At 63.8% G+C, this 20,230-nt stretch carries 17 protein-coding genes; 8 read left to right on the plus strand and 9 right to left on the minus strand.

What is annotated here, in order from left to right; translation table 11 throughout:
• Positions 1 to 107 precede the first annotated feature (107 nt).
• A complete protein-coding gene (locus AC3FOF_RS18980; RefSeq protein WP_488727467.1) occupies positions 108 to 764 on the plus strand; it encodes a DarT ssDNA thymidine ADP-ribosyltransferase family protein in 657 nt (218 codons plus the stop codon).
• Between the two features lie 688 nt (positions 765 to 1,452).
• Here AC3FOF_RS18980 and AC3FOF_RS18985 read toward each other — a convergent pair.
• The 5 genes from AC3FOF_RS18985 to AC3FOF_RS19005 all read right to left on the minus strand — a co-directional run bounded on the left by AC3FOF_RS18985 (position 1,453) and on the right by AC3FOF_RS19005 (position 7,068).
• The gene (locus AC3FOF_RS18985) at positions 1,453 to 2,037 is read right to left on the minus strand and encodes a papain-like cysteine protease family protein (protein ID WP_488727468.1); all 585 of its coding nucleotides are present in this window, start codon (positions 2,035 to 2,037) and stop codon (positions 1,453 to 1,455) included.
• A gap of 98 nt (positions 2,038 to 2,135) precedes the next feature.
• Positions 2,136 to 2,951, minus strand: a complete 816-nt coding sequence (locus tag AC3FOF_RS18990) for a DUF4019 domain-containing protein (RefSeq protein WP_488727469.1) — start codon at positions 2,949 to 2,951, stop codon at positions 2,136 to 2,138.
• A 518-nt stretch (positions 2,952 to 3,469) separates the two neighbouring features.
• A complete protein-coding gene (locus tag AC3FOF_RS18995) occupies positions 3,470 to 5,218 on the minus strand; it encodes a WG repeat-containing protein (RefSeq protein ID WP_488727470.1) in 1,749 nt (582 codons plus the stop codon).
• A 5-nt stretch (positions 5,219 to 5,223) separates the two neighbouring features.
• Complete coding sequence (locus AC3FOF_RS19000; RefSeq protein ID WP_488727471.1) at positions 5,224 to 6,705, minus strand: sensor domain-containing diguanylate cyclase; 1,482 nt, start codon at positions 6,703 to 6,705, stop codon at positions 5,224 to 5,226.
• 153 nt (positions 6,706 to 6,858) lie between these two features.
• Positions 6,859 to 7,068, minus strand: coding sequence for a DUF3562 domain-containing protein (locus AC3FOF_RS19005; RefSeq protein WP_276264867.1), 210 nt, complete (start codon positions 7,066 to 7,068; stop codon positions 6,859 to 6,861).
• Between the two features lie 599 nt (positions 7,069 to 7,667).
• On the opposite strand from AC3FOF_RS19005, the gene ppk1 reads away from it, so the two are divergent.
• Positions 7,668 to 9,758, plus strand: coding sequence for a polyphosphate kinase 1 (gene ppk1 / locus AC3FOF_RS19010; RefSeq protein ID WP_488727472.1), 2,091 nt, complete (start codon positions 7,668 to 7,670; stop codon positions 9,756 to 9,758).
• Between the two features lie 89 nt (positions 9,759 to 9,847).
• Here ppk1 and AC3FOF_RS19015 read toward each other — a convergent pair whose 3' ends face one another.
• The 4 genes from AC3FOF_RS19015 to AC3FOF_RS19030 all read right to left on the minus strand — a co-directional run bounded on the left by AC3FOF_RS19015 (position 9,848) and on the right by AC3FOF_RS19030 (position 13,625).
• Positions 9,848 to 10,951, minus strand: a complete 1,104-nt coding sequence (locus tag AC3FOF_RS19015; protein ID WP_488727473.1) for a dihydrolipoamide acetyltransferase family protein — start codon at positions 10,949 to 10,951, stop codon at positions 9,848 to 9,850.
• A gap of 47 nt (positions 10,952 to 10,998) precedes the next feature.
• Positions 10,999 to 11,976: an alpha-ketoacid dehydrogenase subunit beta gene (locus tag AC3FOF_RS19020; protein ID WP_017225328.1), complete on the minus strand. Its 978-nt coding sequence runs from the start codon at positions 11,974 to 11,976 to the stop codon at positions 10,999 to 11,001.
• Positions 11,969 to 13,072 carry a pyruvate dehydrogenase (acetyl-transferring) E1 component subunit alpha gene (gene pdhA, locus AC3FOF_RS19025; protein ID WP_017225329.1) on the minus strand — a complete coding sequence of 368 codons (1,104 nt, stop codon included), beginning with the start codon at positions 13,070 to 13,072 and terminating at the stop codon, positions 11,969 to 11,971. Before pdhA ends, AC3FOF_RS19020 begins: the two co-directional genes overlap by 8 nt.
• A 394-nt stretch (positions 13,073 to 13,466) precedes the next feature.
• Positions 13,467 to 13,625, minus strand: coding sequence for a hypothetical protein (locus tag AC3FOF_RS19030; RefSeq protein WP_488727474.1), 159 nt, complete (start codon positions 13,623 to 13,625; stop codon positions 13,467 to 13,469).
• A gap of 104 nt (positions 13,626 to 13,729) precedes the next feature.
• Between AC3FOF_RS19030 and AC3FOF_RS19035 the strand changes: the two genes are divergently transcribed.
• The 6 genes from AC3FOF_RS19035 to AC3FOF_RS19060 all read left to right on the plus strand — a co-directional run bounded on the left by AC3FOF_RS19035 (position 13,730) and on the right by AC3FOF_RS19060 (position 20,226).
• The gene (locus tag AC3FOF_RS19035) at positions 13,730 to 14,614 is read left to right on the plus strand and encodes an IclR family transcriptional regulator (RefSeq protein WP_488727475.1); all 885 of its coding nucleotides are present in this window, start codon (positions 13,730 to 13,732) and stop codon (positions 14,612 to 14,614) included.
• A gap of 25 nt (positions 14,615 to 14,639) precedes the next feature.
• Positions 14,640 to 15,581: a dihydrodipicolinate synthase family protein gene (locus AC3FOF_RS19040; RefSeq protein ID WP_017225331.1), complete on the plus strand. Its 942-nt coding sequence runs from the start codon at positions 14,640 to 14,642 to the stop codon at positions 15,579 to 15,581.
• Between the two features lie 52 nt (positions 15,582 to 15,633).
• Positions 15,634 to 16,326: an SDR family NAD(P)-dependent oxidoreductase gene (locus AC3FOF_RS19045; protein ID WP_276268318.1), complete on the plus strand. Its 693-nt coding sequence runs from the start codon at positions 15,634 to 15,636 to the stop codon at positions 16,324 to 16,326.
• Positions 16,327 to 16,415: 89 nt separating this feature from the next.
• A complete protein-coding gene (locus tag AC3FOF_RS19050) occupies positions 16,416 to 17,588 on the plus strand; it encodes a mandelate racemase/muconate lactonizing enzyme family protein (protein ID WP_488727476.1) in 1,173 nt (390 codons plus the stop codon).
• 190 nt (positions 17,589 to 17,778) lie between these two features.
• Positions 17,779 to 18,756 (plus strand): Bug family tripartite tricarboxylate transporter substrate binding protein, encoded by a 978-nt coding sequence (locus tag AC3FOF_RS19055; RefSeq protein ID WP_488727477.1) that lies wholly within the window; start codon positions 17,779 to 17,781, stop codon positions 18,754 to 18,756.
• A 63-nt stretch (positions 18,757 to 18,819) separates the two neighbouring features.
• Complete coding sequence (locus tag AC3FOF_RS19060) at positions 18,820 to 20,226, plus strand: sodium:solute symporter family protein (protein ID WP_017230635.1); 1,407 nt, start codon at positions 18,820 to 18,822, stop codon at positions 20,224 to 20,226.
• The last annotated feature ends 4 nt before the right edge of the window (positions 20,227 to 20,230 follow it).

Raw genomic sequence — 20,230 nt, forward strand, 5'->3', positions numbered from 1 at the left:
ATGCCTCCACCCAGGCGCAGGTCGCACGTGCGACTACCTCGCTCTTCCTTCAACCACGCGCGTCTAGTAAAGTTCCGATCGTTTGTCATGATAAAGCGTTGCTGAGCGTGAAGACGAGCTACCTGTCTGAAATCCGTGAGATCGCGGTTGAACGAGAAGTTTTCCTGTTCCACTTTACGCGGATTGAAAATCTCCCTGGCATCGTCCGGCACGGGCTTCTGTCCCGGCGCATTCTGGCTGGACCGGAATACCGGGCTTACGCCAGCGGTCAATATCGACTGGACGAGGATGATGACGCGGTCTCAGTCTCGATATCGCGCGTTAATATGGCGATGTTTGCCTCGAAGCGCCAGAAGCATGATCAGCCAGGATGGGTTCTTCTGGTTCTTTCCCCTGAGATCCTCTGGAAGCATAGCTGCCGATTCTGCTGGACCAATGCGGCAAGACGGGAAATCAGGAACCACACGGGGTTCCGTGGCGGGCCCTGGGCCTTCAACAAGATGTTCGACGGCGGTCTCGAGGAAAGGGATGGCCTAGCACCTTGCCATCCGACCGATCCGGAAGCTGAAGTTCAAGTGCTCGAAGTCATCGCGGCTCAATACATTATTGCTGCTGTCGTAGATCGAGAGGAGCTTGCCGAATATGTGCGGACAACATTGGATGCGCTACTCGGTCAGCCGAGACCTGTGTTGGTCGACGACGATTGGTCTATTACCAGGTCATTGCAATGGCGCCTGTCCGGCGCGGGTGATTCCTCAGGTTGAGGCGTAAGCGATCTAACCCTTGAACGTGAAACGAGCGTAGAACGGTTCGACGCCGTCGGTGGATGCGGATCGACGTTGTCTTCAACGAGGTCGACGCGCGGTGCAAGCGAGCCCAATGTGTTTTGCCGCAAGACTCAAGATATCCGCGGTCGCATCGACGCCTACGAACCGCCATCCGAGTTGCGCTTCCGCGCATACCTTCAGTTCCAAGCCTCCAGCGTGCTTCTCGCACATCCTTCTCGAATCCCAAAGCGGTAGCGCGCTATGCCGAAGGACCTGCCAAACTCGTTCCCGGCTTTTCCGGCCTTCAGCGAACGCAGTCCCGAAGACGGCAAGGTCCTGGTTCTCGGCGCCGAGGCCGCTCCCGGCCATAGGTGGCCGTTTAGGCCGAATGTCGCCACGTGGTTTTCCGCCATCATGGTGATGGCGGTTGACTCGAAGATAAGGACTCCGTGCCTCCTGTCCCGTCGCTGCAGGAATAGAGGCGCCTAACGGTTGGGCTTCGTGTAGTCGTCACCCAACTCGGCCGCGAGCCAGGTCCCAGAATGCGCCATCGGCGAGCTTTACCATTTCCATCCCCGTGCCCTCGCTCGCCGGGCCCTTTCTGGCCGGCAGTTCAGAGTTGAATTCAGGGGCGCTTGCCCTGCCTTATCGCACAGCGTCTCATACAATGATGGGTTTGGCCAATTCAATAGACAACCAATGCTGCGGTCCACGCTTGCATTAGACTCGGGAAATCGACCTCGTATTGGCCAAAAAAGGGGTCGTTGACTGAGACCAATCCGAGTGGCCCCATAGGAGACGGAACTACCCGCATACCGGTTGCAACCACGAAATGACCAGCACCCTGTCGTGTATGCATCACTATGGGGCCACGTCTTAGCGCGTCATAGAGTACGAACCCGTTGGCTGGCGGAGCAACACTGGAAAAGCGGCCACCAAATTGGCCAATCAACGCTTGAACTTCGGTGATATGTCCGCCGCGTGAACAAAGCTGCGGATTTTGACAGCAAGGCGCGCCATACTGCATTTGAAGCATCGAACATTGATCTGGGACTGGTTGACGCCCGTAAAATTCCGCCACCATTTTTGCAGCAGCCACCCAGCACCAAACCATGGTTTGCTGTTGATGAAACGGAACAGCATGTTGAATCGGTGGATATCTGCTGTAATCGAAATGGGGGGTATATAGATACTGAGCATTGCTTGGTCCAGCCAAGAGGGATAGCGATAGAAATGCCGCGAGCCACATTATTCTGAAGAAAATAAACATAGTGGTTATCCTTCTGTGGCAAAAGTGTTCGAATTAATGTGGGCATAACGGAATTTTTATGTGCCAGCCGCCTTAAACGATTTTCCGCTGATGCGCGATTATAGTCTCTTGTCTGCTAGATCGCTCCATAGTCCAGAAAGACGAAAATTTCCGTCTTTTTCTTTGATCACAACAATACGCTCAAAGACCCTGCCGGCGGCATAGAGGTTTAGGAATGTGACGGCGTGTATAGTACCTTTGTAGCCGGTGGATGGGTCGAAATCAGAGAAATCACTACTTAAAACCTTGCTTTCGATCAAACCACCTAATCGCGCACGGCCCAGTGTCATATTGGCTATGAAGGCGTCCTTCGTCGTCATCCGCCGAAACGAGTCACTGGTTTGAAAGTCCCACAGATCGGAATACTGTGCTTTTGCAAGCGTAGATACTATGCTCATCGCAGCCTTTTCAGCCGCGTCCTTGTTCGCTGGATCACTATTTGATTTAATTGTATTTCCATCGCTTGGAAGAGATGGGCCTGTTCCAGGCTTTCGTTCGGCGAGGAATTTGCTAAGGGTATTGACTTGTGCTGGATTGCGAATCAGCCCAGCTTTTAATAGAAAATCGAGGTTTTCGGCCGCCTTATCCGGGTTGCCGCCAACCTTTATGACTTCCAGTATACGTGTTTGCTCAGATTTCTGGTCTTCCAAATCGCGTTGAAGATTGCCATTAACAATAGCGACGACGGCGTTTCCTGCTGCAGCAATTGCAGCAGCAAGTATTGCAAGAACCAATGGATTTTTCCATTTTGATTGAATACTCTCCCGCCGAGAAATTTCGACTTCAGCTTCGCGAAGCATAATTTCTCGTTCCCGAAAATTCTTGTCAATGTCCCATTTTTCTCTTTCGGAGATATCAGTGTCTTTTTTTTCCATTATTTTGCCCTCAGGACAACAAATGGTGAGACCTAACGCGAAGTGGATGCCACTTCAAGCAGTAGGCACAGTATTGGACTGACCAATAATCTGGGCGGCTCATGTTGGCTGCCGTTTTCGTTGATGCTCATGTGTATTCCTCTAGTGGCCAGTCTAATATCGACTTTCCACGGTGGACAAAGGCCACAACTAAGGAAGATCTATGCTAGTTGCCCATCGTGCATCAATTCAACTGGGATAGCAATAAGCAAAGACCGGTATTGGCTGACAACTGCCATTCGTCCAGTGCTTGCGAACGACCGGTTGAATCCACAGGCTTTCGCCGACGTTGGACAGCTCAAACGTCCGCCAAGGGACGGGGGCCGAGGCCGACCCCTGGTCTCGTCCCGGTCCGCGGGGCGGAATGGCTTTCGCGGGTTCCGGGTGGTGCCATCGGTGCAGGCTGGCGCGCGGCATTGCCGTCGGCGGGTCAGTTCAGCGTCAAGCGAACGGAGTTCAGTGTTGCGTGACTTTCGCCGCTACGGCCAGATTTCGCTGAACCTGACCACCTTGCCGCCTGGCGTGGCCAATACTGCCTCGATGCCGGGTTCCTTGGGGCCGAACACGATCGCGCCCTTGTCGCTGGCCCGGCTCGCCGGGAAGCCGTATTCGGCGGGTACGATCACCGTCATGGTCTGCAGGTCGGCCAGGCCGTAGCGGTGGTTCAGGTTGTTGGCAAAGGGCACGTAGCGCTGGTTGCCATAGGCCGGATCGGCCGACCCTTCGAGCAGGCGTCCTTGCCGGTTGACAAAGCCGGACCAGTCGAACTGGCGCTGCTTGCTTCGTTCGAAAGCGGCCTGGTCGAAGGGCATGGTTACCCTGATGAGGGGGACGCCTTTGGCGGTGGTCGGCCAGATGCCCTGCATCTCGGGCGTGTCCAGCCGGCGGCCGCTGGGATCGAAGAATTGCCAGCCGGTGTCGCTCTCCATGGCGAACATGCCGAAATCCAGCCAGCGGCCGCGCGCGTATCGATGGGGCACCGCCACCTTGCCGCGCGCGTCGATCAGTCCCAGGCCCGGCTCGGAGCCTGCCGCCTTCGCCATCAGCAGCGGCTGGCCGGGAACGGGTTCCAGCCACTCGTAGACGGGCGGCAGCAAGGGTTCGCCGTCCTGGCTCAGCAGCCCATGGAGATGGCGCGCGGCGTGCTTGTCGCCCGCGGCCTGCGGATTGGCGATTGTCTGGATGACCCAGCCGTTCTCGCCCAGCGCCAGCGCTTCGTACTTCGGGGCGATCCGGAACCTGCCGGACTGGTCGAGCAGGCCTTGCCGCCTGGCACCATCCGGCAATACGGTCTCGACGACGGCGAAGCCGTTGCGCCAGACGCCATTGACCATGCGCAGGCCGGCCGGCAAGGGCGCCACATGGCCGTCCTTGTTCACCACCCATTGTTCGTCCGGGTTGCCGCCCTGGCGGTGTACAACGGCGGCCAGGGCGTTGTCCCGGACGCCGTACCAGCCCTCCTTGGCCAGGAAGCCGTTCAGGGGCTGGCCGCGCGCGTCGATCAGGAAGTAGCCGTCTTCGGTTTCCACCTGGGCTACGCCATCGATCATTGCCGAAGCCCGCTTGTACACGGGGGGCACCACCCAGTTCAGCCCGGCGTCGAGGTAGCCCCAGCGCTGGTCGCTGGCGGCTCGGGCGCTATCGAAACTCCGCGCAGCCATGAGCGGGGCGATGGCCTGCAGCGGGAAGCTGAGCTGCCGCACCATGTTGCCCTGGCGGTCATGGTAGTCATAGCGGTCAGCGGCGGCCCCCCTGACGACATAGGGGGAGTCGAGCGGCGGCATGAGCTGGCGCGCCACGGGGTGCATCGGGAACACGTCGCGCATGACCCGCTTGCCGTCGGGGCGGTAGAGGCTGTAGGCATCCCCGTCCGGGACCATGACAAAGCCATCGGTCAGCGGCACCGGCTTGTCCTTGCCGAAGCGGGCCACTGTCTCGCCCTTGCGGTTCAGCAGGCCCCAGCGGTCATCCGCGAAGAACAGCGCCGTATCGCCGACGAAGGGTTCGATTTTCTCGTAGAGCCCCGGCACCGCCGCCTTGCCGTCCTCGGTGGCGAGGCCGCAGCCGCGTTTGCCGCATAGCACGAATTCGTCGGCCCGCGCGGCGCCGTTGACCAGGCACGCCCCGGTCAGCAACAGCGCCAAAAAACCCTTGCCCATCGTTATGTCTTCCGTCTTCTTACGTTCTTGCAGTACCGGCCGCGCCTTCGGTGCCTTCAGTGCCTTCACTGCCTTCAGCGCTCCAGGGCCGCGCCGTGGGCCTGGTTCTTTTGCCTTTCGCGTGCGGCGGCTACCCGGTTGCGCCCGGACTCTTTCGCCTCGTATAGCGCCTCGTCGCTGGCACCGAACAAGAGGCGCAGGTTGGCAAAGCGCGAGCGGCCCTCCGCGCATGCCACACCGATGCTGATCGTGAGTACCTGGTGGGTGCTCCCCGCATTCGGGAGGCCCAGGCCCTGGACCGCCGAGCGGATTTTCCCGGCCACGGCCATGGCGCCATCCATGCCGGTGTTGGGCAGCAGCACGGCGAACTCTTCGCCGCCGTAGCGGGCCGCATAGTCGCCGGGCCTGCGGATATTGTCGGCAATGCACCGGGCTACCGCGGCCAGTGCATCGTCGCCGCCTGCGTGCCCGTAGCGGTCATTGAAGTTCTTGAAATGATCCACGTCGATCATCAGCAACGACAAGGGCTGCTGGTTGCGCCATGCCCGGCGCCATTCGATGTCCGCTGCCTCATCCAGGGCCCGCCGGCTTCCGATGCCTGTCAACCCGTCCGTGTTGACCATCAGCCGCAGGTGCTCCTCCATCGCCAGCCTGCGCCTGAACTGCTGGGAAATCAGGGCGGAGAGGAGGATGATCACGATGTCGAGGGCAAGGATCAGCCCACCGATCAGCCACGCCCTTTTGCGCCATTCCGCATAGATATCGTCGGTCGACAGGCCAACCACAAGCACCAGGGGGAAGCCGGCAACGTGGCGGAAATCATATAGCCGTTCGGTGCCGTCCAACGCGGCAATCCCGACAAAGGAGCCTTGCTGTGCCTGCATCAGCGGAGGGAAGGACGAACTGGCGGCAATACTTCGGCCGATGGTGGCGGCATCGTAAGGACGGCGCATCAGCACGATGCCATCGTCCCGCAGCAGCGTGACGGTGCCTCCGGGGCCGAGTTTCGTCCCCTCGAACAGCCGCCTGAAATAGTTGAGGCGCAGCGTGCCGACGACGATGCCGGCAAAGCTGCCATCGGCATGCGACAACCTTCGGCTCAGGCCGATCGACTGGGCTGTTTCCGTCAGGCGGGGCTGGAACGGCTGGCTGACGAACAACCCGGCCGTGGTCGAATCGCGATGCACTTTGAAGTAGTCGCGGTCGGCAACATTGACCGGACGGGCAGGGGTGGAGCGGGAGTCGAGCACGAGATTGCCTTTCTCGTCCGTCGCCAGCATGGAGCCCAGGTCCGTTGCGTTGGTGGAGCGGTCAAACAGCACCAGCTGGCGGATGGCCGGAGGCAGCCGAAGGATCTCGGGATCCTTGACGCCGTCGATCACGGCGTGCATCGACAGCTCGAAGATTTCCAGGTTGCGGGCAATGTCGCGTTCCAGGATCAGCGAGAGATTGGAGGACGCTTCCTGCGCGCGCGCGAAGGCGTCCTGGCGCATTTCAAGGAGCGCTCCGGCACCGATGGCGGCGATGGCGACAGCAAGCGAAATGCTGCTGGCCACGAAAAGGTTGGGATACTTAAGAATCAATTTTTCGGGGCTGCCAAGGCAATTCGGATGTCTTTTGGAGGGGGCCGCGCCCAGGCGCGAGCTTGCCGATTGTACCGCCCCCTCTGCTGCATTTGTCTGCTTCTGGTCCGGCGTACAACCGTACAACTATAGGGGATCGACCGGATTGCTGCGCTGACGCGCGCGTATTTCATCCGCGGCACGGCGCACGGCAAAGAGGGTCAGGTAGTTCTCGACGCGCGCGCCGGTACTCAGCGTTTGAAGGGCATCGTAGAACGCGGCCTCCGCCTCCTTCGTCGATACCTGCACTGCGTGGGCAAGTCTTGCGATGAGCCCAGCATGGGAATCCGTGTTCATAGGGGGAACTCGCGAATGACAGCGTGGGCGGCACGGAACCCTGCATCCAGCCTGCCTGGGCAAGCGCCCGCGCTGTTTCTTGTGAATGCCGCGACTGGCGGCGCGATTATCAACAGACGATAGAACAGATTCGTGCGGCGGCCAACATGATTTTCAGCGCATGCGCGTGGCGTATGGGGCACTGGAAATGCTCTTGATCGACACAAAATGTAGCCGTTGGGTTGCGGATTCGGCGCGGGCAGGCCTGCCGGTCGGGGAAGTCTGCAATCCGGTCCTGATCTGTGGCCCGCGATTATATTCGATGCGTGATTCAAGCAACGCACCATTAATCCCTGCATTGGTGGGGAGAAAATCAGGGAAGATACCCCTGGCATTGGCTCGGCTCATGTGCGGGCTTTCTGGCTGCCCTGCGCGGCAGTTCGCCGGGGCTTGCTGTGCGCGCTTAAGAGAGCCGGCTGGCCGATATTCGGGCACTGGGCTGGCATGGAAGTGAGCTATTATGACATCAGCATGTCATAAACCCTTATTCAGCATTCAATCAGCACAATATGGAAGAAAGCGCGACATTGATCTCGCGGGATGGCTTCTCGCAGGCCATCATGAGGAAAGCAGGGGGGAAGCGCGCTGAAATACCTTCGAGTCCGACGGGCGCGGCGCTTTACTCCAACCGGGAACTCAGTCTGCTGGAGTTCAACCGCCGGGTGCTGGCCCAGGCCGAACACGCGGATACGCCTTTGCTGGAGCGCTTGCGCTTCCTGTGCATCTTCAGCAGCAATCTCGACGAGTTCTATGAGGTTCGGGTTGCGGGGCTGAAGGAGCAGATCAAGGTCCAGTCCGTGGCGACCGGCCCGGACGGGCTCGACGCGCAACGCGTCCATACCTTGGTCAGCGCCAAGGCGCGGGAACTGGTGGCGCACCAGTACCGGCTGTTCAATGAGGTCCTGATTCCCGAACTTGCAGAGCAGGGGATCCGTTTCCTGCGTCGCCCGAACTGGACTGCCGCGCAGTCGGAGTGGATTAGGGCCTACTTCTTCGAGCAGTTGATGCCGATCCTGACCCCGATCGGCCTGGATCCGACGCATCCGTTTCCCCGCGTACTGAACAAGAGCCTGAACTTCGTCGTCGAGCTGCAAGGACGGGACGCCTTCGGCCGCAGCCACCGCGCGGCCATTGTCCAGGCGCCGCGTGCGCTGCCGCGTGTCATCCGCTTGCCCAGGGAGGTCGCGGGCTGCGAGCATGGCTTCGTCTTCCTGTCGTCCATCCTGCATGCCCATGTGTGCGAATTGTTTGCGGGGATGGAGGTGCGCGGCTGCTACCAGTTCCGCGTCACCCGCAACAGCGGGCTGTTCGTCGACGAGGAGGAGGTCAAGAATCTGCGCGAAGCCCTGCAGGGCGAGTTGCCGCAGCGGCATCTCGGCGCCGCGGTGCGGCTGGAGGTGGCCGGCAACTGCTCGGCGGAGATGACGCATTTCCTGCAGGAGCAGTTCGGCCTGGATGATGCGGATGTGTTCTGCGTCGACGGGCCGGTCAACCTGGTGCGCCTGATGAATGTGCCGGACAAGGTCGACCGCCCCGATCTCAAGTATCGGCCGTTCCGTCCGGGGCTGCCAAAGGCGCTGCTGAACCAGCCGGATATGTTCCGCGCCATCCGCGATGGCGACATCCTGCTGCACCATCCCTATCAGTCCTTTGCGCCTGTTGTCGATTTCATCCAGCAGGCAGCGCAGGACCCGGACGTGGTGTCCATCAAGCAGACGGTGTACCGTGCCGGCCATGACTCCAGCTTGCTGCAGGCGCTCATCGATGCCGCGCGGGCCGGGAAGGAAGTCACTGCGGTGGTGGAACTGCTGGCGCGCTTCGACGAGGAGGCCAATATCGGCTGGGCCGCGGCGCTGGAGCAGGCCGGCGCCCATGTGGTCTATGGCGTGGTCGGCTTCAAGGCGCATGCCAAGATGGCCCTGGTGCTGCGGCGCGAAGGCCGGCATCTCAGGCGCTATGCCCACCTCGGCACCGGCAACTATCATGGCCAGACCACCAAGGTCTACACGGATTTCGGTTTGCTGACCTGCAACGAGGGCATCACCGACGACGTGGCCGGCGTCTTTGCGCAACTGACCGGGCTGGGCCAGACCAGCCAGCTCGCCCGCATCTGGCAATCGCCGTTCACCCTGCATGCGGCCTTGCTGGCGGCGATCCGGCGCGAGGCGGAGCACGCCAGGGCGGGACGCAAGGCAAGAATCATCGCCAAGATGAACGCCTTGCTGGAGCCAGGCATCATCGACGCCCTCTACGAGGCGTCAAACGCCGGGGTCAGGATCGACCTGATCGTGCGGGGCGCATGCGCCTTGCGCCCAGGTATTCCGGGGTGCTCGGAGAACATCCGGGTGCGCTCGGTCATCGGCCGTTTTCTTGAGCATTCGCGCATCTTCTACTTCTACAATGACAAGGCGGAGGACGTGATGCTCTCCAGCGCGGACTGGATGGGGCGCAATCTGTTCCGGCGCATCGAGGTGTGCTTTCCGGTGGCCGACAAGCGTCTCAAGGCGCGCGTCATCGACGAGGGATTGAAGGCATACCTGAAAGACAAGCGGGATACATGGGAAATGATGGCGAACGGCACTTACCGCCGCCGGCGCGGCCGTGTGCCATTTGCCGCGCAGGATGCCCTGCTTCGCATGCTGGCGGGGTGAACGACGCAGCTTGCGTCAGGTCCGCTTGCATGCGCGCCTGACGTGCTCCGGCCACGAGATGTGGCGAGATGCGGCGGGCCTTGCCGGACTTATTCCGGCAGGGCCAGGTCGGCGATCGCCGCGGCCAGGAAGCGGGCGGCCTCGCCGCCCGTCACCACCCGATGGTCGAAGGTCAGGCTGAGCGGCAGGATGCGGTGCACGGCAGGCACGCCGCCGGCCGCCACCACCGCGTCGTGAATGCGGCCGGCGCCGAGAATGGCCACCGTGGGCGGTACCACGATGGGCGCCGCGTACTTGCCGGCGATCATGCCGAAGTTGGACAGCGTGATGGTGTTGCCGCGCATCTCCTCGGGCGCGATGGTGCGTGCGCGGACGTCGGCGCGCATGCGGTCCAGGCCGCGCCGCAGGTCGGCCGCGTCCCGGTTGCCGGTATCGCGCAGCACAGGGACGAACAGGCCCTCCGGCAGGTCGACCGCGATCCCCACGTCGATCCGCTTGGGCACATGGCGGCGCCCGGTCTGGCTTTCGTACCACGCATTCAGGCCGGGCTCGGCGCGGCAGCCGGCGACCAGCGCGCGCACCAGCCGGATCGTGGTGTCGGAGCCAGGCACCCAGGCATGGATGTCGGCATCGTCGATCACGGTAGCCGCGGCCACTTCGTTCTGCGCGCGCGCCATGTTCTGCGCCATGGCGCGGCGCACGCCGCGCAGCACCTCGGGCGGTCCCAGGTCCGCCAGCGTCGCGGCGACGCGCCGGACGTCGGCGGCGGTGATGATGCCGTCCGCGCCCGAGGGGCTGACCATGGCCAGGTCCACTTCGAGCTGCCGCGCCAGGGCGCGCACGGCCGGCGCCGCCCGCACCGCGCCCCCGCCACCGGCGAGGGCCGCCGGCGCTTCCGCCAGCACCTGGGTGCCGACCTTGACCACGCCCACCACGGTGCCCGCGTCGTCTTCCCCCCCGGCGCCCTCGAAGCCCACCAGCGGCGCGCCGAGATGCACGATCTCGCCCGGCTGGGCGTAGAGACGGGCGATGCGTCCGGCGCTCGGTGACGGGATTTCGACGATGGCCTTGGCGGTCTCGACGGAGACCAGCGGCTGGTCGGCCGCGACCGTGTCGCCCGGCTTGACGTGCCATTCGGTGATCTCGGCCTCCTGGAGCCCTTCGCCCAGGTCCGGCAGCTTGAAGATGTTCATCGTGGCTCCCAGGAAAGTCGATGGTCGATCGTCGATAGTCGAGATCGTCAGGCGGCCAGCGCCTTGCGTGCCGCGTCCATGATCCGCGCCACGCTGGGCAGGTATTCGTACTCGAGCCGGGCCATCGGCACCACGGTGTCGTATCCGGTGACGCGCTGCACCGGCGCCGCCAGCGAATACAGTCCCGCATCGGCCAGGTTGGCCGCGATCTCGGCGCCGAAGCCAGCGGTGCGCGGCGCTTCATGAACGATGACGCAGCGGCCCGTCCTGCTGACCGAATCCAGGATGGTGCTCATGTCGAGCGGCTTGAGCGTGGCGACGTCGATCACGGTCGCGGCGATGCCTTCCTGCAGCAGCAGGTCGGCCGCCGCTTGCGTTTCCGTCAGCATCGCGCCCCAGCTCACCAGGGTGATGTCGCCGCCGTCGCGCAGCGTGAAGCAGACGTCCAGCGGCAGCGCCTCGCCGTTGTCCGGCACCTGCTGGCGAAACAGGCGATAGAGCCGGGTGGGTTCGAGGAACACCACCGGGTCGGGGTCGCGCATGGCGGCCAGCAGCAGGCCATAGGCACGCGCGGGCGAGGACGGTATCACCACCCTGATGCCGGGAATATGGGCGAACATCGCCTCCGGGCTTTCGGAGTGATGCTCAGGCGCGTGGATGCCGGCGCCAAAGGGCGAGCGCAGCACCAGCGGGCAGCTCAGCCTGCCGCGCGTGCGGTGGCGCAGGCGGCCGGCGTGGTTGATGATGTGGTCGATGACCGGGTAGATAAAACCGGTGAACTGGATTTCCGCCACCGGCGCCAGGCCCATCGCCGCCATGCCGATGGCGGCGCCGGCGATGGCGGACTCCGCCAGGGGCGTGTCGATGACGCGCTGCGCGCCGAAGCGGGCCTGCAGCCCGGCCGTGGCGCGGAACACGCCGCCGTTCACGCCGATATCCTCGCCGAGCAGCACCACCCGCGGATCGTGTTCCAGGGCATAAGCCAGTGCCTGGTTGACGGCTTCGACCAGGTTGATTTCAGCCATGATCGTGCTCGCTTCCGCTTGCCGGCACGTCCGGGGCAAAGCGCCGCGCCGTATCCGCTTGCGTGGCCAGCGCCGTGGGCAGGCTGGCATAGAGGTAGTCGAACATCGCCGCCGTATCCGGTGGGGGGATGGCCAGGTAGGCATCCACCGCGGCGGCAACCTCGGCGGCGCAAGCCTTGGCAAGCTGCTCTTCGCGCGCCGCATCCCAGGCGCCGAGCCGCAGCAGGTAATTGCGCAGCCTGGCCACCGGTTCGAGCAGCCAGTGCTGCTTGACCTGATCCACGTCGCGATAGCGCGAGGCATCGTCTGCGGTGGTGTGGTCGCCGAGCCGGTAGGTGATCGCCTCGATCAGCGTGGCGCCGCCGCCGGAGCGCGCGCGTTCGAGCGCTTCGAGCGTTTTCTGGCGGACCGCGACGATATCGTTGCCATCCACCTGCAAGCCGGGGATGCCGGCGGCGATGGCCTTTTGCGCGAGCGTTTGCGCGGCGGTCTGCTGGCTGCGCGGCATCGAGATGGCCCACTGGTTATTGTTGACGACCAGCACCAGCGGGGCCTGCCAGGCGCCGGCCATATTCATGCCTTCGTAGAAATCGCCTTTCGAGGTGCCGCCGTCGCCAAGCAGGCAGACCGCGGCGCGTGGCTCGTTGCGCAGCTTGATCGCATAGGCAATGCCGGCGGCATGGCAGACCTGGTTGCCGATCGGGACGCAGTTCGGGAAATCATGCGGCGCCGCTGCAAAGCAATTGCCGCGCTCGTCGCCGCCCCAATACAGCAGGCTCTCGGTCATCGAGACCCCGCGCTGGAACTGCGCGGCATGATCGCGGTAGGACGGCACCAGCACGTCCTGCGCGCGCATCGCGCTGGCCACGCCGACGCCTACCGCCTCCTGGCCGAGCGCCGAGGCGAAGGTGCCGATCTTGCCGGTACGCTGCAGCGCAATGGCCTTGAGGTCGAACTGGCGCGTGAGCACCATGGCCCGGTAGAGCGGAAGGAGAGCCCCGGGGTCGAGCGCGAATGCGGGTAGCGCCTGCGTCGGCTCACCTTGCGGATCGAGAAACTGGGTGTACTCGATTTCGAATGTTGCGACCGTTGTCATGGCAAGCCCTTTCTTTCTTGTTCCAGTCGTTGCACTGGGGGCTGTATCTTCTCGGTGCGCGTCCCCGGTTCTGGCGTAACAAGGTGGGGGCGACTGGCACACGCCGCATCTGGCGTTTGCTCCGGGAGGGTGTCTCGGATCCAGTGTAGTGCTATTGCGGCGTTTGGGGCTATTGGCGGGATCGGGACAATGTGGGGTAGCGACCGGACGCGCGAGCGCTGGCGGATGTGGCTCGCATGGCCTGCCGTACCGCCCGTTGCGGGCTCCGGATATCCGCGACGCAGGCCGGCGCCGCGGCCGGCCCGAAGATGCCAGGCCAGACGGTGGCATCGCCCCCGTGAAAACCCTAGGAAAATCGGGCTTGCCGGGTTTCGCCAACGAGGTCTAGAATATTTCAAAGTGCGAATTTAAGTTCGCAATCCGAATAAAAGTGGCTGTGCAGAGGGAATGCAGAGCCGGGGAGTGCTGCTACGCGCTCTTTCTTTTTGCGGTCTTTGCGAATAAAAATTCGCAATCCGAATTTACTGAGCCCGGCAGCGATGCCGATGTCCATCCACCTGTCTTGCGCGAGGGCTTTCTTCTGTCAGTTCATCGAATTAAAATTCGGATTCCGAACTCGAGGTAGAACTCGAGCTTGAACTAACAGTGGAGATTGAAATGGCAACCGAGAGCACAGTCCGTTCCGCATCGAAAGCGAGTAGCGCGAGCGACGCATCCAAGAACACGGTGCAGTCGCTGGCGAAGGGCTTCCGCATTCTCGAAGCGTTCTCGGCCCAGGAGCCCGAACTTACCATGGCCGAAGTCGCGCGCCGCTCCGGGCTGGACAATGCCACCGCCTTCCGCTTTCTCAACACGCTGGTGGATATCGGCTACGTGCAGCGCGTGCCGGATACGCGCTTGTTCCGCTTGTCGCTGAAGGTGCTGGACCTTGGCTTCGACGCCATCGCCCATTCCGACCTGCGCACGCGGGCTCGTCCGATCCTGCGCGCGCTGGTGGGCGAGATCAACGAAGCCGCGTCCATCGGCGTGCTGGATGGCGCCGAAGTGCTCTACGCGGAACGGGTCCAGGCCGGGCTGACGCGGCTCGGCGTCGATATCCGCATCGGCAGCCGGGTGCCGGCTTATTCCACCGCCGTCGGCTACGCCATCCTGGCGTGGCTGCCGGAGGACATGCAGGCCCGCGTGCTGGACGCCCAGCCGCGGCAGAAGCTGACCGACCACACGCTCACCGAGCTCGACACCATTCTCGAGCGGCTCAAGACCGTGCGCGGCAAGGGCTACGCGCTGTCGAACCAGGAGACGGTGTCCGGCCTCTATGTGGTCGCCGCCCCGGTGCTGGATGTCGACGGCGTGCCGATCGCCGGCCTGAGCGTGGCGGCGCCGGCCATGAATACCTCGCTTGAAGATTTCGAAGCGGCCACGGCGCCGGCGGTAGTACATGCCGCCAACGACCTGGCCCGTGCGTTGCAACCCTCCGGCGGATTCATTTCTCCCGGCTTGTCGCCAATTCCGATCCCATTGCCAACCGCGCGCCGCCGTTAGCGCCAGTTTTACCAGGAGACAAAACGTGTCTGATATCAATTTCCACGGCATCATCCCCGCCATCGCGGTTCCCTTCAACGCGGACTACAGCATCAACGAGCCGGAACTACGCCGCTTCTCGAAGTGGCTGGGCGGGCAGGAAGGCGTGACCGCGCTGATGACCAATGGCCATACCGGCGAAGTGTTCTCGCTGACCCCGCGCGAGCGCGCCGAGGTGACGCGCATCACCGCGGATGCCACCCGGGGCATCTGCCCGGTGATCTCGTCGGTGGTCTGCGAGGGCATCAACGATGCCGTGGAGCAGGCTGGCTGGGCCAAGGAAGCGGGCGCCGCCGGACTCGATATCATGCCGCCGCATCACTGGCTGCGCTTCGGCTTCAAGCCCGAGCACTGCCTCGACTACTTCAACGCCATCGGCAAGGCCAGCGGGCTGCCCCTGGTGGTGCATATCTACCCCGCCTGGACCCGCGGCTCCTACTCCTCCGAGCTGCTGGCGGAACTGGCGAGGCTGCCCTACGTGAAAGCGTTCAAGATGGGCGAGCGCGAAATGAACAAGTATGCGCGCGACATCAGGGAGATCCGCGCCGCCGATCCCACCAAGGTGCTGATGACCTGCCACGACGAATACCTGCTCTCGTCGATGGTGCAGGGCATCGATGGGGCGCTGGTCGGCTTTGCCTCGCTGATTCCCGGCCTGATCAACGACCTGCTCAAGGCGGTCAAGGCCGGCGACCTGCATGAAGCCATGCGCGTGCAGGCCCTGATCAATCCTCTGAAGGATGCGGTGTACGGCGCCGGCGAACCCACCGGCGAGGCGCACGGCCGCATGAAGGCCGCCATGGCGCTGGCCGGCATCCTGAGCGATGGCACCGTGCGCCCGCCGACCCACGCGCCGTCGGCCACCGAACTGGCCGCCATCAAGGCTGCGCTGGCGCAAGCCGGCATTCTCCAGAAGGCTGCTGCCTGAGCTGTCCGGGCCGCCGGACATTGGTTCCAAAGGGGCTTTCATGAGCCAATCCATGCAAGACAACGCGACGCCGGCAAGGCATGCCCTTGTTACCGGCGCCAGTTCCGGCATCGGGGCCGCCATCGCCCGGCGCCTGCTGTCCGCCGGCTGGCAGGTGACCGGCCTGGATCGCACGCCGGCGCCCGGCGGCGTGCGCTTTAGCGCCATCGAGATCGACCTCACCGATGCCGGGCAGCTCGCTGCCGCCGTCACGGCCTTGCCGCCAGTCGACGCCGTCGTCCATGCCGCCGGCTTTATGCGCACGGCGGTACTCGGCGAGCTGAAGCCGGAAGACGGCGAGGGCATGTGGCGCATCCATGTGGAGGCTGCCGCGGTGCTGGCCAACGCGCTGATGCCGACGCTGCCCGATGGCGCGCGCATCGTGCTGATCGGCAGCCGCACGGCGGCGGGTGCGCCCGGGCGCAGCCAGTATGCCGCGACCAAGGCGGCGCTGGTGGGCATGGCGCGCTCGTGGGCGGCGGAGCTGGCGCCGCGCGGCATCACGGTCAATGTGGTGGCGCCCGGCGCTACCGAGACCCCCATGCTGAACGACCCGGGGCGCAAGGGTACGCCGCCGCGCACGCCGCCCATCGGGCGCTTTATCCGCCCCGACGAAGTGGCCGGGATGGTGGGCTTCCTGCTTGGCCCCGACGCCGGGGCCATCACCGGGCAGCAGATCGTGATCTGCGGCGGTGGCTCGCTGTAGGGGCGCGGCGCCTGGCCAACGCTGAAATACGAAATACCGAAGTACCGGAATACCGAAACATCCGAGCATCGAAGACACTGGAGACAAGCATGTCCGTGCGCATCATCGACGTCCGTGAAGTGACGAAGCCGATCTCGTCGCCCATCCGCAACGCCTATATCGATTTTTCCAAGATGACGAGCAGCCTCGTCGCCGTGGTGACCGACGCCTTCCGCGACGGCAAGCGCGTGATTGGCTACGGCTTCAACTCGAACGGCCGCTACGGGCAGGGCGGCCTCATCCGCGAGCGCTTCGCGCCCCGCATCCTGGCGGCCGATCCGGCTTCGCTGCTGGACGACGCCGGCACCAACCTGGACCCCGGCCGGGTGTGGGCCGCCACCATGTCCAACGAGAAGCCCGGCGGCCATGGCGAACGCTCGGTCGCGGTGGGCACCATCGACATGGCGGTGTGGGATGCCGTGGCCAAGATCGCCGGCAAGCCGCTGTTCCGCTTGCTGGCCGAGCGGCACGGCGTCACGGCCAATCCGCGCGTGTTCGTGTATGCCGCCGGCGGCTATTACTACCCGGGCAAGGACCTCGGCGCGCTGCGCGCCGAGATGCGCTCCTACCTCGAGCGCGGCTACAACGTGGTCAAGATGAAGATCGGCGGCGCCAGCATCGGGGAAGACCGCGCGCGCATCGAGGCCGTGCTGCAGGAGATCGGCGCCGAGGCGCAGCTTGCCGTCGACGCCAACGGCCGCTTCGACCTGGATACGGCCATCGCCTACGCCAAGATGCTGCGCGACTATCCGCTGTTCTGGTACGAGGAAGCCGGCGATCCGCTGGACTACCACCTGCAGGCCACGCTGGCCGAATACTATCCCGGCGCCATGGCCACCGGCGAGAACCTGTTCAGCCACCAGGACGCCCGCAACCTGATCCGCTATGGCGCCATGCGCGCCGACCGCGACTACCTGCAGTTCGATTGCGCGTTGTCCTACGGCCTGGTCGAGTATGAGCGCACGCTGGAGGTGCTGAAGACCTTCGGCTGGTCGCCGCGCCGCTGCATTCCGCATGGCGGCCACCAGATGTCGCTCAATATCGCCGCCGGGCTGGGCCTGGGCGGCAACGAAAGCTATCCCGACCTGTTCCAGCCCTATGGCGGTTTCCCCGATGGCGTGAAGGTCATCGACGGGCATATCACCATGCCGGAACTGCCGGGCATCGGCTTCGAGGGTAAGGCCGACCTCTACGCGGAAATGGTAGCGCTGGCGCAGCCATGACGCGCTGAGGCCGGCAAGACAATCGGCCGCACCGAGCCCCGCAGCAGAACCGCCATGCATGGCGGCGCCGGGGACAAGGCCAGCGAACGCGCTGGCTTTGAACATCGATACGGGGCGTTGCGCAAGGGGGCCGGCCATGGCCTGGCCCCCGGGGCGGCACGCGCCTGCCGTCGAGATACAGGAGACCAAGATGTTGTCAAAGATGCTGTTCCCCCGGACGTTGCGTTGCGCAGCGGGAGCGCTGCTGCTCTGCGCCGCCGCGGTGGCTTCGGCGCAGACCTATCCGTCCAAGGCTGTGCGCGTCATTATTCCGTTCCCGCCCGGCGGGCCGACCGACACCGTCGGCCGCATGCTGGCGCAGAAGCTGGCCGAGCAGACCGGGCAGAGCTTTATCGTCGACAACCGTCCCGGTGGCCAGGGGATCATCGGCGCGGATGCGGTGGCCAAGGGCGCGGCGGACGGCTACACGCTGCTGTTCAGCGCTTCCACCTTCACTACCACGCCGATGACGCTCAAGTCGTCGCCCTACGATGTGTCCAGGGACTTCACGCCAGTCGCCCTCGTGGGCAAGGGCCCGCTGGCGGTGTCGGTCAACAGGAACCTGCCGATCAGGAGCGTCAAGGACCTGATCGGCTATGCTCAGGCGCGTCCGGGAAAGATGTCGTTCGCGATCGGCTCCCAGGCCTCCGCGGGCCATTTGTCGACCGAGATGCTCAAGCGGGCCGGCAAGCTCGACTACCTGGTGGTGCCGTACAAGGGCTCGGCGCCGGCGTACCAGGACCTGATCGGCGGCGCCATCGACGGTTTTATCGATCCGGTGCTCGGCGCCCTGACGTATCACAAGAGCGGCATGGTGCGCGTCGTCGCGGTCACGTCGCGGGACCGGCTGCCCTCGATGCCGGACGTGCCGACCGTCGGCGAGACGGTGCCGGGCTACGAGTTTTATTCGTGGTACGGGCTATGGGGCCCGGCCCGGCTGCCCGCGGAAGTGACCCGGCGGCTGAACGCCGAGGTCAACAAGGCGCTGGCCTCGGACCTGCGTGCCAGGCTGGCCGAGCAGGGCTACCTGCTGTCACCCGGCACGCCGGAAGACTTCGCGCGGTTCGAGAAAGAAGACATGGCCCGTTCCGCCAAGATCGTCGCGCAAGCGAAGATTCGCGCGGAGTAAGGCAGCCCGGCCCGCGCCGCAAGCCGGGCGCGGTGTCAGTCTTTGCAGGAGACGCAAGGCATCATGGACATATTCGACTTCAAGGACACCGCCATCATTGTCGCGATGGTGGTCGCCTATATCCTCTTTACCACCTGGCTGACGGTGCGCTCGCGCAGCAAGACCTCCAGCGAGTTCATGGTCGGCTCCCGCGCGATGCCGACCGTGGTGGTCGGCGTGCTGCTGATGTCCGAGTTCATCGGCGCGAAGTCGACCATCGGCACGGCGCAGGCGGCGTTCGAATCCGGCATGGCCGCCTCCTGGGCCGTATTGAGCGCGGCGATCGGTTTTCCGCTGTTTGGCTATTTCCTGGCCAGCAAGCTCTACAGCTCCGGGGAGTACACGATCTCCGGCGCCATTTCCAAGCGCTACGGCCGCTCCACGCAGGTCGTGGTGTCGCTGATCATGATCTACGCGCTGCTGCTGGTGAACGTGGGCAACTATGTGAGCGGGGCTGCGGCGATTGCCACCGTGCTGAAGATCAACCTGCCGACCGCCGCCCTGGTGACCGCCTTCGTCAGCACCTTCTACTTTGCCTTCGGCGGCATGAAGAGCGTGGCCTACGTGTCCATCCTGCACAGCGGCATCAAGTACATCGGCGTGCTGATCGTTACCGCGGTGGCGCTATACCTCTGCAAGGGATTCGCACCGATGCGGCAGGCGCTGCCGTCGTTCTACTTCACCTGGGACGGCCACGTGGGCGCCTCGACCATCGTCGCCTGGATCATCGGCAACGTAGGCGCCATCTTCTCCACGCAATACATCATCCAGGCCATTTCCTCGACCAAAAGCCCCGGCGCCGCCCGCCGTTCCACCTATGTGGCGGCGGCGCTATGCATCCCGATCAGCTTTGCGCTCGGCATCATCGGGCTGGCCGCACGCTACCTGCATCCGGACATGGACAGCCTGTACGCGCTGCCGGTGTTCCTGCAGAGCATGAATGTGTACCTCGCCGGCTTTGTCACGGTTTCGCTGGTCGCCTCCATCTTTATCGGCGTCAGCACGGTTGCGCTGGCTATCTCGTCGCTGGTGGTGCGGGATTTCTATGTGCCGTATTTCAAGCCCACGCCGGAGAGGGAGTTCCGCGCCACGCGTGTGCTTTCCCTGGTCATCGGCTTTGTACCGCTGATCTTCGTGTTCTTCGCTCCGGGCCTGCTGCACTTGTCATTTTTCACGCGGGCGCTGCGGCTCTCGATCTCCATCGTGGCCGTGATCGGCTTCTATCTGCCGTTCTTCAACGGCAACCGCGGCGCCACGCTTGGCTTGCTGGGAGCGGCCGCCACGACTACCGCCTGGTACCTGCTGGGCGATCCCTACGGCATCGACAATATGTATATCGCGCTGGTGACGCCGGCCGTGGTGATCTTCGTGGAGAAGCTGTTCCACTGGCATGAGCAGAAGGCGGCGGGGGACTATCGCCGCTCGGCCTGAACGC

Source organism: Cupriavidus sp. 96C5-1 (assembly GCF_057798855.1).